This is a genomic window from Inquilinus limosus DSM 16000 (assembly GCF_000423185.1).
Classification (GTDB): domain Bacteria; phylum Pseudomonadota; class Alphaproteobacteria; order DSM-16000; family Inquilinaceae; genus Inquilinus; species Inquilinus limosus.
On the sequence record NZ_KE383987.1, the window covers coordinates 141,957 to 153,249 of the forward strand.

At 69.0% G+C, this 11,293-nt stretch carries 10 protein-coding genes; 8 read left to right on the forward strand and 2 right to left on the reverse strand.

Features of this window, described 5'->3' with window-relative positions:
- Positions 1–222 precede the first annotated feature (222 nt).
- Complete coding sequence (locus G537_RS0133755; protein ID WP_026873790.1) at positions 223–1,731, reverse strand: winged helix-turn-helix domain-containing tetratricopeptide repeat protein; 1,509 nt, start codon at positions 1,729–1,731, stop codon at positions 223–225.
- 237 nt (positions 1,732–1,968) lie between these two features.
- Here G537_RS0133755 and G537_RS0133765 point away from each other — a divergent pair, with 237 nt between their 5' ends.
- The 8 genes from G537_RS0133765 (at position 1,969) to G537_RS0133800 (ending at position 10,582) form a co-directional block, all read left to right on the forward strand.
- A complete protein-coding gene (locus tag G537_RS0133765; protein WP_211230611.1) occupies positions 1,969–3,303 on the forward strand; it encodes an MFS transporter in 1,335 nt (444 codons plus the stop codon).
- A 247-nt stretch (positions 3,304–3,550) separates the two neighbouring features.
- Complete coding sequence (locus tag G537_RS41450; protein WP_034853919.1) at positions 3,551–4,807, forward strand: ROK family transcriptional regulator; 1,257 nt, start codon at positions 3,551–3,553, stop codon at positions 4,805–4,807.
- Positions 4,788–6,347, forward strand: a complete 1,560-nt coding sequence (locus tag G537_RS0133775) for a sugar ABC transporter ATP-binding protein (RefSeq protein WP_034853922.1) — start codon at positions 4,788–4,790, stop codon at positions 6,345–6,347. The genes G537_RS41450 and G537_RS0133775 overlap by 20 nt, the downstream gene beginning before the upstream one ends.
- A gap of 13 nt (positions 6,348–6,360) precedes the next feature.
- A complete protein-coding gene (locus G537_RS0133780; RefSeq protein WP_026873794.1) occupies positions 6,361–7,362 on the forward strand; it encodes an ABC transporter permease subunit in 1,002 nt (333 codons plus the stop codon).
- 69 nt (positions 7,363–7,431) lie between these two features.
- Positions 7,432–8,358 carry an ABC transporter substrate-binding protein gene (locus tag G537_RS0133785; protein ID WP_026873795.1) on the forward strand — a complete coding sequence of 309 codons (927 nt, stop codon included), beginning with the start codon at positions 7,432–7,434 and terminating at the stop codon, positions 8,356–8,358.
- A gap of 160 nt (positions 8,359–8,518) precedes the next feature.
- The gene (locus tag G537_RS41455; protein WP_051249466.1) at positions 8,519–9,451 is read left to right on the forward strand and encodes a DMT family transporter; all 933 of its coding nucleotides are present in this window, start codon (positions 8,519–8,521) and stop codon (positions 9,449–9,451) included.
- A 47-nt stretch (positions 9,452–9,498) separates the two neighbouring features.
- On the forward strand, positions 9,499–10,020 hold the full coding sequence (locus G537_RS0133795; RefSeq protein WP_051249467.1) for a pentapeptide repeat-containing protein: 522 nt from the start codon (positions 9,499–9,501) through the stop codon (positions 10,018–10,020).
- Between the two features lie 43 nt (positions 10,021–10,063).
- A complete protein-coding gene (locus tag G537_RS0133800; RefSeq protein ID WP_026873797.1) occupies positions 10,064–10,582 on the forward strand; it encodes a hypothetical protein in 519 nt (172 codons plus the stop codon).
- 143 nt (positions 10,583–10,725) lie between these two features.
- Here the strand turns inward: G537_RS0133800 and G537_RS0133805 are convergent, their stop codons facing one another.
- On the reverse strand, positions 10,726–11,226 hold the full coding sequence (locus G537_RS0133805) for a GNAT family N-acetyltransferase (protein WP_026873798.1): 501 nt from the start codon (positions 11,224–11,226) through the stop codon (positions 10,726–10,728).
- Positions 11,227–11,293 lie beyond the last annotated feature (67 nt).

Below are 11,293 nucleotides of genomic sequence, written 5' to 3' on the forward strand. Positions count from 1 at the left end.
GGTCCGAACCGGATAGATCGGGGACAGAATGGACCAGAAACATCTCACGGCTTTCGAGCGACTGCCCTGATCAGGACCACGCAGACCGGCGACGACGCTCGAAACGCGTGAGCGCGTCCGCTTTGTCACCTCGCTGACGTTCGGCCTTCCGGTCTCCTCCGACCGGACATTCTCCCGCCGGTGGGGCACAACCAAGGGCCGTTGCCAAGCCACGCCAGCGCGTCACTCCGGAAGACCGGCCTTGCGGAAGCCGTCGACGAAATGCCCGAGCGTCGCGGCGTCGCGGAACGGCTCCGCCGCGGCCCAGTGGCGGATTGTGAAATGCGGGTTGCCGACGAGGAACAGCTCGACCTCCGCACGTGCCTCGTCGAGCCGGCCCAGCTGGGCAAGGCTTGCCGCCAGGAAACGGCGTGAGCTGGTGCGATAGGTCTCGTCCCTGCGCAGCGTCTCGACAGCGGCCTCGTAGTCGCCGGCCGCATATTGCGCCTGGCCGAGCGTCAGATAGTACCAGCTGGCCGGAAACGGGTTCAGCCGGAACGCCTTGCGGATGTGCTCGAGCCCCTCCTCGACCCGTCCGGCCAGGACCGCGATGTCGGACAATGCCGCCCAGGCATCGGCCTCGTTCGGGTCGAGCTCGATCGCCTTGGCGAATTCCGCATCCGCTTCGGCGAAGCAGCGCGCATAGGCCAGCAGGTAAGCCAGCACCCAGCGGCAGCCGGCATCATTGGGATCGATCGCCACGGCTTTGCGCGCCAGTTCCAAAGCAACGCTGCGGGACGATTCGGTTGGCCCGCCGGAATGCACCCATCCCATCCAATGGTTCACGGCAAGCCAGCGATAGGGCTCGGCATACCCCGAATCGAGCGAAACCGCGCGCGTGAGCATCAGATGCGCTTCCCGCGCCGTCTGCGGCGAATCATCCATCAGCTTGCGCGCCCGCACGCAGAGATCGTAGGCCTCGAGATTCCTGGGCCGATTGCGCGGCGGCGGTGCGCGCAGCCGGCCGAGCAACGCCTCCACGATCTTGCCGGTGACCTCGTCCTGGACGGCGAAGATGTCGTCCAGGCTGCGATCGAAGCGTTCCGCCCAGAGGTGATCGCCACTCACCGCGTCGACCAGCTGCGCGTTGATGCGCACGCGCCCCGCGGCGCGTCTCGCGCTCCCCTCCAGCAGGTAGCGCACGCCGAGATCCTGCGCGATTCCGCGCACGTCCATCGCCTTTCCCTTGTAGGCAAAGGCCGAGTTGCGGGCGATGACGAACAGGCCGGAGTTTCTGGACAGGTCGGTGATCAGGTCTCCGGTCAGCCCATCCGCGAAGGAGTCCTGCTCGGGATCGTTGCTGAGATTGACGAAGGGCAACACGGCGATCGACGGTTTGTCGGGCAGCAGCAAAAGGTGTCGCTTCGCGCCGCCGAGCTGTTCGACGGCTCCCGTGAAGCGGTAGCCGACGCGCGGAACCGTGGCGATCCATTCACCGCCGTCGGCGGCCGGACCCAGCAGCTTCCGCAGCTGCGCGATCTGGACGGTGAGGTTGCCTTCCTCGACGGCCATGCCCGGCCACGCCGCGTCCATCAGCTCCGCCTTGCCCAGGATTTCTCCGGGCCGCCCGACGAGCGCCGTCAGCAGCTGCAGCCCGCGGTGGCCGATGGCGACGGGGATGCCGTTCCGAAGGAGCGTTCCCGCACCTGAATCCAGCACGAACGGACCAAAGGCAAAGCGCGATCCCTGCATTCGGGCATCCATAGGCCTTTTGGAAGTTTTTGGGAATTATTTGGGAGAGCTTAATTACGGCGCTGTTCGTCTGCTGCAGAATTCATCCTCCTTCAGGCCGCTCGGACCTTCAACCCGTGTGGAGGTTACCATGAACGATACTCCCGCCCTCGGGTCGGCCCCGCATTGTGCACCGTGGCCGGGAAGGGCCGTGGGGCCGGCGGACGCGTCGCGTCGGCGCCACGGCCTGACGGCCCTGTGGAGCATGATCGCGACCTGGCGCGGGCGGATACGCCTTCGCCGGAAACTCGAGCTGATGTCGAAGGCCAATCCCCATTTGATCGACGATATCGGCCTGACGAGGCGGCAGGTCGAGGCGGAGATCGCCAAGCCCTTCTGGCAAGAATAACCTGCTTCGAAGTCCCCATGACGGCCGAAAGCGCGACATCGCCGCGAGAGGATCGGATGCCATGGGCCGCGATGGCCGGCATCATCGCGACCGTCACGGTGTTCGCCGTGGCACAGGGGCTGACCTATCCGCTGCTCAGCATCATCCTGGAGCGGCAGGGGACGACGCCCGGCCTGATCGGCGTGTCGGCGGCGATGACGCCGCTGGGCTTCATCGTATCCGCGCCCTTCGTCCCGGCGCTGGCGCGGCGCGTGGGCGGGGCGCGGCTTGCGATCCTGTGTTCGATCCTGGCCGCGCTCGCCCTGACCGCGATCGCCTGGACGCAGGACATCTGGGCCTGGATGCCGCTGCGCTTCCTGCTCGGCTTCTTCGCCAATCCGCTTTACGTGATCAGCGAAACCTGGCTGATCTCGATCACGCCAGCGCCGCGCCGGGGCCGCATCATGGGCCTCTATTCATCGGTCGTTTCGGGCGGCTTCGCCATCGGCCCGCTGTCGCTCGGCCTGGTCGGCACGCAGGGCTGGCCGCCCTTCACGATCGGCATCGTGGCCTTCCTTCTCTGCGGCCTGATCGTGCTGGCGGTCGTGCCGCGCCTGCCGGAGATGCCGCATCACGGCGAGGCGACATCGGTCGGCGGCTTCTTCGCATTGGCGCCGCTCCTGCTGTTCGCGGTTTTCGCCGCAGCCGCCTTCGAGCAGACCCTGCTGTCCCTGTTCGCGGTCTATGGTGCCGCGCTCGGCAGCGCCGAGGAGCGCATCGCCTCGCTCATCGCCTGCTTCATCGCCGGCAATGCCGTGCTGCAGATCTTGCTCGGGCGCGCGGCCGAACGGTTCGGCTCGACGCGGGCCATGCTGTTCTGCGCCCTGGCTTCGCTGGCCGGCTGCCTGCTGCTGCCGGCGATCTTCGACTCGTGGCTCGTCTGGCCGCTGGTTTTCGCCTGGGGCGGGGTCTCGTTCGGGATCTACACCGTGTCACTGATACAGCTCGGCGAGCGTTTCACCGGTCGAACCCTGATCGCCGGCAACGCGGCCTTCGCCTTCGTATGGGGCATCGGCGGCATCGTCGGCTCGCCCGCGACAGGGACGGCGATGCAGCTGATCGGACATCAGGGGCTGCCATCGTCCCTCGGCCTGCTGTGCTGCGTCCTGGCGGTGTGTCTGATGGCGGAGAGACGGCGGGGCTGATCGAGGCGCTGGCCTCGTGCCGCGTCGATGACATGCCGGGTTCCGCCGATAGGGAGCCAGCCGACGTCCCCGCCCACGATCTTGAGCAACCGCTTAGCTCTCGATACGATTGTTTCAGCGGCGGAAAGCTCCTGTCGCGGACCGATATGAAAACGAGAGGAGATGTCCCTTGACGCGGACGGCGCATCGGGATTAATTCCACCACGTTCAATTAATCTCGACCAAGTGCCCGGGAGGAAGTCAGGAAGTGCGCCGGTCCGCCATCCGCCGCGGCACGAATTCGGTCCAGCTCCGCCGCTACAACGAGCGGCTGGTGCTGCAGACCCTGCGCCGCGCCGGCCAGGCGTCGAAGGCCGAGCTGGCCCGGCTGGCGGAACTGACCAACACCGCGATCGGCGGCATCATCGCCCAGCTCGAGGCCGATGGGCTGATCGTCTCGCTCGGCAAGCGCCACGATGGCGGCCGCGGCCAGCCCGCCACCCTGTACCGGCTGGCGCCGAAAGGTGCCTACGGCGTCGGCGTGCGGCTGGACCGGCGCAGCATGGAGGCGGTGCTGATCGATTTCGGCGGCGCCGTGATCGCCCGCCGCAGCCATGACGGGCTGCTGCCCGCCCCGGCCGAGGCGCTGCGCATCGCCCGCCAGGACGTGACCGAGCTGCTGGCCGTGCTGGCCCCCGCCGACCGGCCGAAGCTGGCCGGCATCGGCCTGGCCCAGCCCTACAATCTCGGCGCCTGGCTGCACCAGCTGGACCTGCCGCCGGCCGATTTCGCCGCCTGGGACACGGTCGACTTCGCGGCGATGCTGGAGGAGGCGACCGGCCTGCCGGTGTTCGGCGAGAACGACGGCACCGCCGCCGCCGTGGCCGAGCTGTTCTACGGCATCGGCCGCAGCATCGACGACTTCCTCTATCTGTTCATCGGCCCCGCCATCGGCGGCGGCGTGGTGCTGGGCGGCGACTGCCTGCGCGGCCCGACCGGCAATGCCGGCGACGTCGCGATGCTGCCGGTCGGACCCGGCCGGCTGGCTTCGGCCCCGCCCGCTGCCGACGGCCGCGACATCCTGCTGACCCGCGCCTCGCTGAACGCGCTGTCGCGCCACCTCGCCTTCCACGGCCTGCCGGGCGGCGGCCGTGCCGACCTCAAGGCCGCGATCGCCGCCGCCCGGCCGCCGGTCGCGGAATGGGTCGAGGACTGCGTCGACGCCCTGACCGACGCGATCTGGTCCGCCGCCGCGCTGCTGGAGGTGCGCAGCGTGATCATCGACGCCGATATCGACGACGGGCTGATCGACGCCCTGATCGGCCGGCTGCAGGCGCGGCTGGCCGCCACCGTGCCGGAGGCCGGCCAGCCGCCGCGCCTTCTGCACGGCTCCTTCGGCTGCGATGCCGGCGCCATCGGCGCTGCCAGCCTGCCGATGTTCTTCAGCTTCTCGCCGCGGGCCTCGATCCTGACCCGCAGCGCCGACGAGAGAGGATGGCGCGACCATGCTGCAGCCGCAGACTAACGCCGCCCCCGCGCCGGTCCTGGAGATGCGCGGCATCTCCAAGACCTTCCCGGGGGTGAAGGCGCTGACCCGGGTCGACCTGACCGTCTATCCAGGCGAGATCCACGCGCTGATGGGCGAGAACGGGGCCGGCAAGTCGACCCTGATGAAGGTGCTGTCCGGCGCCTACCAGGCCGATGCCGGCGGCACCATCCGCCTCGACGGCAAGGACGTCACGATCGACGGGCCGCTCGCCGCCAAGCGACTGGGCATCGCCGTGATCTATCAGGAACTCAGCCTGTCGCCCAATCTGACGGTGGCGGAGAACATCTATCTCGGCCGCGAGCCGAAATCCGGCCCCTTCGTCGACCGCAAGGCGATGCTGGCCGGCTGCGAGGACGTGCTGAAGCGGCTGGGCGCGAGCTTCCGTCCGACCACGCTGGTCGGCGCGCTGTCGATCGCGGAGCGGCAGCTGGTCGAGATCGCCCGCGCCATCCACGCCCAGGCCCGCATCCTGGTGATGGACGAGCCGACCACCGCCCTGTCGGCGCGCGAGACCGACCGGCTGTTCGAGCTGATCCGCCGCCTGCGGGCCGAAGGGCTGGCGATCATCTACATCAGCCACCGGATGTCGGAGATCTACGAGTTGTCCGACCGCGTCTCGGTGCTGCGCGACGGCAGCTATGTCGGCACGCTGGACCGCGACGGCCTGTCCGCCGAGGCCCTGGTCAAGATGATGGTCGGGCGCGACATCTCCGGCTTCTACAAGAAGGAGCACGACGCGCATCAGAGCCGCGGCCGGGTGATCTTCGCGGTGCGCGACATCGCCGACGGCAACCGGGTGCGCGGCTGCAGCTTCGAGCTGCACGAGGGCGAGGTGCTGGGCATCGCCGGCCTCGTCGGCTCCGGCCGCACCGAGCTGGCGCGGCTGATCTTCGGCGCCGAGCCGAAGACCGCCGGCGAGGTCAGCCTCGACGGCAGGCCGCTGCGGATCCACGGGCCGGGCGACGCCATCGCCGCCGGCATCGCCTACCTGACCGAGGACCGCAAGGGCCAGGGCCTGTTCCTCGACATGTCGGTGCAGGACAACATCAACCTCGTGGTCTGCGGCACCGACGCCCGGGCCGGCGGCGTGCTCGACCGCGCCCGCGCCAAGCTCCGGGCCCGCGACGCCATCGCCGCGCTGAAGATCCGGGTGGCCAACCCCGAGGTCACGGTCGGCGCGCTGTCCGGCGGCAACCAGCAGAAGGTGCTGCTGTCGCGTCTCCTGGAGACCAAGCCGCGCATCCTGATCCTCGACGAGCCGACGCGCGGCGTCGACATCGGCGCCAAATCGGAGATCTACCGCATCATCGACGGGCTGGCGAGGGCCGGGATCGGCGTCATCGTCATCTCCTCGGAGCTGCCGGAGGTGATCGGCGTCGCCGATCGCGCCCTCGTCATGCGCGAGGGCCGGATCGAGGGCGAGGTCGGCGGCGCCTCCGGGCGCCCCCTGACCCAGGAGGCGATCATGGCCCTCGCCACCGGCATCTCCGACCCCGCCGCCGCCACTGTCCAGTAAGGGATCGTCATCCATGGCCGACAACGCCGCCACCTCCGCCGTCAACCGCGACGCCGAACGCCGGCTGATGATCCAGGGCCTGATCCGCACCCTCGGCATGCTGCCGGTGCTGATCCTGCTGTGCGTCGCCTTCTACTTCATGAGCGAGGGGGGACGCTTCGCCTCCTGGCAGAACATGTCGATCGTGATGCAGCAGGCCGCGATCAACACCGTCCTGGCCGCCGGCATGACCTTCGTCATCCTGACCGGCGGCATCGACCTGTCGGTCGGCTCGATCCTGGCCGCCGCCGCCATGGTCGCGGTGCTGGGGTCGCTGATCCCCGACGCCGGCATGCTCGGCATCGTCTTCGGCCTGCTCTGCGGCCTCGGCTTCGGCCTGGCGAACGGGGTGCTGATCGCCTTCCTGCGGCTGCCGCCCTTCATCGTCACGCTCGGCTCGCTGACCGCGGTGCGCGGCATCGCCCGCCTCCTGGGCGACGACACCACCGTGTTCAACCCGTCCCTGCCCTTCGACTTCATCGGCAACGGCACCCTCTTCGGCGTGCCCTGGCTGGTGATCATCGCCTTCCTGGTGATCGTCCTGTCCTGGCTGGTGCTGCGGCGGACAGTGCTGGGCGTGCACATCTACTCGGTCGGCGGCAACCCGGACGCGGCGCGGCTGTCGGGCATCAAGGTCTGGCGGGTGCTGCTGTTCGTCTACGGCGTCTCCGGCCTGCTCGCGGGCCTCGGCGGGGTGATGTCGGCCGCCCGGCTCTACGCCGCCAACGGCACGCAGCTCGGCGTCAGCTACGAGCTCGACGCCATCGCCGCGGTGATCCTGGGCGGCACCTCCTTCGTCGGCGGCATCGGCTCGATCTGGGGCACGCTGGTCGGCGCGCTGATCATCGCGGTGCTGTCGAACGGGCTGATCCTGGTCGGCGTGCCCGACGTCTGGCAGTACATCATCAAGGGGCTGATCATCATCGGCGCCGTCGCGCTCGACCGGCTGCGGCTGCAGGGATCGGCCCGCACCTGAGGTTCCCGGGCCGGCGGGATCTCTGGTCGTCCCGCCGGCTCCATCATTCGAGACCAGGGGAGGATCCACGTGCTGAAACATGTCCTGCTCGCCGGCGTCGCGCTGGCGCTTTCGGTCGGCGCCGCCGAGGCCAAGGATCTCAAGAAGATCGGCGTCTCGCTCGGCTCGATGGGCAACCCGTTCTTCGTCGCCCTGGCCAAGGGCGCCGAGTTCGAGGCGAAGAAGACCAATCCCGATGTCGAGGTCCAGGCCGTCGGCTACGACTACGACCTGGGCAAGCAGTTCACCCAGATCGACAACTTCATCGCCGCCGGCGTGGACATGATCCTGCTGAACCCGGGCGACCCGAAGGCGATCGGGCCGGCAATCAAGAAGGCGCAGGCGGCCGGCATCACCGTGGTCGCGGTCGACACCGCGGCCGAGGGCGCCGACGCCACGGTCACGACGGACAACGTCCAGGCCGGCGAGATCGCCTGCAAGTACATCGCCGACAAGCTCGGCAACAAGGGCAACGTCGTCATCATCAACGGCCCCCAGGTCTCGGCCGTGGTCGACCGGGTCAAGGGCTGCCACAACGTCTGGGACAAGCTGCCGGACCTGAAGATCCTCTCGGCCGACCAGGACGCCAAGGGGTCGCGCGACGGCGGCCTGGCGGTGATGCAGAGCCTCTTGACCCGGTTCGAGAAGATCGACGGCGTCTTCGCCATCAACGACCCGACCGCGATCGGCGCCGACCTGGCGGCCAAGCAGCTGGGCCGCAGCGGCATCGTCATCACCTCGGTCGACGGCGCGCCCGACATCGTCGCCGCGCTCGAGGGCAACACCCTGATCGAGGCCTCCTCGGCCCAGGACCCGTTCTTCATGGCCCGCAAGGCGGTGCAGGAGGGCGTCGGCATCCTCAACGGCCAGAAGCCGGCGCAGGACCCGACACTGATCCCCTCGACGCTCGTCACCCGCGACAACGTCAAGGACTACAAGGGCTGGACCGGGGAATAAGCCCGGCGGCGCAGGTTGGGCCGCGGACCGCGAGCCCAACCTGCGCATCCTTATCCGAAAATGCTTTGCATGGCAGACCCGGCGCGATCGTCCATGGCCCTGGCGATTCGTCCGGCGTAAGTCTTAGGGAACGACCGAGCCGCAACGGGCCCCGTTTCCGATGACGATCTCTCAGGCCGAACCGAAAGGGTCCGCGGACGAAGCGGCCCCGGCCTCCATCCTGCCCGCCATCGGCTACAAGCTGGCCTCGGCCGCCCTCTTCACCTGCATGTCGGCGCTGATCAAGCAGCTTGGCGACCAGTACCCGGTCGGGCAGATCGTCTTCGTCCGCAGCTTCTTCGCCATGATCCCGGTGCTGTGGCTGGTGCATCGCCTCGGCGGCTGGCGGGTGCTGCGGACCGAGCGGCTGGGCGGCCATCTGCGCCGCTCCGGCTCCGGCCTCCTGTCGATGTTCTGCGGCTTCACCGCGCTCGGCATGCTGCCGCTGGCGACCGCGACGGCGCTGGGCTACGCCGCGCCGATGTTCATCACCCTGCTCGCCATCCCGCTGCTCGGCGAGACGGTGCGGATCTACCGCTGGAGCGCCGTGGTGATCGGCTTCATCGGCGTGCTGCTGGTGGTGCATCCGAGCCCCGCCACGGGCGTCTCGCTCGGTGCCCTGGTGGCGCTGGGCGGGGCGCTGGCCACCGCCTTCGCCATGATCTCGATCCGCAAGATGGCGGACACCGAGCCGAACGTCACCATCGTCTTCTACTTCACCCTGTCCGGCACCGTCGCCGGCGCCGCCACCCTGCCCTTCATCGGCGTCTGGCCGGACCTGATCGACATTCCGATCCTGGTCGCGGTCGGCCTCCTCGGCGGCATCGCCCAGATCCTGATGACCAAGGCCTACCAGCTGGCCCCGGCCTCGGTGATCGCGCCCTTCGACTACGCCTCGCTGGTCTTCGCCCTCGGCCTCGGCCTGCTGATCTGGGCCGAGTTCCCGACCCCGATCGAGCTGGTCGGCACCGCGGTGATCGTCGGCTCCAGCCTGTTCATCGCCTTCCGCGAGCGGCAGCGCCGGATCGTCCGCCCGGTCGGCAAATCCATGTGACTCTCAGGCGCTTGCGCTGAGTCGTAGGAATCGGAGACTGTCCGGCCATGTCGGTCGCATCCTTCGGTTCCCGAGTCGCCCGGGCCCTCGCTCTCTCCATCGCCCTGCTGCTCGGCCCGGCTGCGGCGGCATGGGCCGGCTGCACCGATGCCGCGGCGCCGGAGGTGAACTGGCGGCGCTGCCTGCAGGATGGGCGCCTCCTGAGCCGCGTCGACCTGACCGGCGCCCAGCTGCGCGACGTCAGCCTGACCCGCGCCATCATGGACGGGGCGATCCTGACCGGCGCCGAGGCCTACGGCGCCAAGTTCATCCGCACCTCCCTTCAAGGCGCCAAGCTGGATTCCGCCCGCCTGACCAACACCGACTTCACCGATGCCGACCTGACCGGCGCCGACCTGAGCAAGAGCGACCTGCGCAACGCCCGCTTCGTCGGCGCCAGGCTGCGCGGCGCCATCCTGACCGGGGCGGAGCTGCGCGGCACCGTGTTCCGCGACGCCGACCTGTCCGGCGCCACCTGGACCGACGGCGTCAAGATCTGCGCCGAGGGCTCGATCGGGCTGTGCGAATAACCTGGCGGGGCATGGCCCTCCGAAGAGCGAACCGAGCAAACCGATGACCAGCACCGACCGCCCCACGCGGCACCTTGCTTTTCCCCTCGACCGGATCATCGCGGCCATCCAGATCCTCGGCGGTCTCGCCGGGCTGACGGAGATCGGCTCGCGGCTCTATCGCGACGGCGGATCGATCCCCTCGCTGACGCAGGGGCTGGTGATCCTGGCCGCCACCCTGATGATGCTGCTCTGCATCGTCGCCGGCGCCCTGCTGTGGAGACGCCGTGCCCTCGGCTATTCCCTGTCGCTGCTGGTCCAGGCCGGCCAGATCCCGATCCTTTACACCGCCGGCTTCGCTTATCATTTCCACATGATCGCGCGGCTTCCGGTGACGCTGGTCGCCGGCGCCACAGCGATGTCGATCACGCCGTCCTACGGCATCGGCCTGGACCCGTTCCAGGGGGCGCTGTCGTTCGGTCTCTATCTCGACACCGGCCTGGCCGGGACGATTGTCGCGCTCAACCTGGTGCCGGTCGTCCTCTGCATCATCCTCGAGTATTTCCGGCAGCGGAACCGGTAGCCCAGGTAATTCATACCAGCGGTCTTTGAGTTCGACTCTCCGACCCCTTTCCGTCATGGCGAGGCGCGCAGCGCCGTGGCCATCCAGGGCCGCTCACACCGGCCCCTGGATGGCCACGGCGCTGCGCGCCTCGCCATGACGGCTCAATATTTCGGGCCGTTGATATCCGCCTTCGCCAGTGCCGCCAGCTCCTCACCGCTGAGGCGATAGCCGGTCCAGTCGAACTTGTGCTCGAAGCCGAGCCGCTCATAGACGTCCCGCGCCGGGTTCCAGGTCAGGACCGAGAGGTCGAGCCGCTTGCCGCCGCGCTCGACCACCAGCTTGGCGATCCGGGCCACCAGCGCCCGGCCGACGCCGAGACCGCGGGCGGCGTCGCGGACATAGAGGTCCTCGAGATAGATCCCCTCCCGCCCCTCCCAGGTCGAGTAGCTGGAGAAGAACAGGGCGAAGCCCAGCACCTGGCCGCCGCGTTCGGCGATCAGCGCCTCGAACTTCGGATTCGGCCCCCAGCCGTCGCGCAAGAGGTCGGCCTCAGTCGCCAGCACCGCGTCCGGTTCCTTCTCGAACACCGCCAGCTCGGTGATCATCGCCAGGATCTCCTTGGCGTCGCGGGGCTCGGCGGGGCGGATCACGAGGTCGGTCATGGCAGGTCTCGGTTCGGGGTTGCGGCGATCCTCGACGGGTCCCCAACCTGCGTCAACCGGACGCCGA

Coding starts and splice junctions, on each gene's coding strand:
- G537_RS0133755 (WP_026873790.1), bottom strand. CDS start 1,731: ATGCAGGGATCGCGCTTTGCCTTTGGTCCGTTCGTGCTGGATTCAGGT.
- G537_RS0133775 (WP_034853922.1), top strand. CDS start 4,788: ATGCTGCAGCCGCAGACTAACGCCGCCCCCGCGCCGGTCCTGGAGATG.
- G537_RS0133780 (WP_026873794.1), top strand. CDS start 6,361: ATGGCCGACAACGCCGCCACCTCCGCCGTCAACCGCGACGCCGAACGC.
- G537_RS41455 (WP_051249466.1), top strand. CDS start 8,519: ATGACGATCTCTCAGGCCGAACCGAAAGGGTCCGCGGACGAAGCGGCC.
- G537_RS0133795 (WP_051249467.1), top strand. CDS start 9,499: ATGTCGGTCGCATCCTTCGGTTCCCGAGTCGCCCGGGCCCTCGCTCTC.
- G537_RS0133800 (WP_026873797.1), top strand. CDS start 10,064: ATGACCAGCACCGACCGCCCCACGCGGCACCTTGCTTTTCCCCTCGAC.
- G537_RS0133805 (WP_026873798.1), bottom strand. CDS start 11,226: ATGACCGACCTCGTGATCCGCCCCGCCGAGCCCCGCGACGCCAAGGAG.